Genomic DNA, 377 nt, shown 5'->3' on the forward strand with positions numbered 1-377 from the left:
CAGTAATCGTAGTTTTCTTTGCACCAATTACCGTACGGGCGTATATGCGACGGGCGTAGTTATCAAAAAGCCGTGATAGTGTAAACTAAAGATAATTCAACATTAAGAACTGCCTATTGTTTTGGCGGTTCTCATTATTTTTAAAAAAGGAAGGAACAACATGGCAAAAATATTAATTGTAGACGATGACCCGTATATTCGGGAATTAATACAAGTCATTCTATCTAAAGAAGGCCTAGGCTTATCAATTTTAGAGGCGGCAGATGGGGAAGCTGCGTTATTATTACTTGAAAAAAATAAGGTGGATTTAATAATACTGGATATTATGATGCCTAATATGGACGGATGGACATTTTGCCATGAGGTAAGAACCTATT

At 36.3% G+C, this 377-nt stretch carries 1 protein-coding gene; it reads left to right on the forward strand.

What is annotated here, in order from left to right:
- Positions 1 to 160 precede the first annotated feature (160 nt).
- A partial coding sequence (locus AC1DWA_RS33770; protein ID WP_477917908.1) for a response regulator transcription factor occupies positions 161 to 377 on the forward strand: 217 nt, incomplete at its 3' end.

The sequence above is a fragment of the Rhodococcus sp. P4_F3_2 genome, from assembly GCF_056401335.1.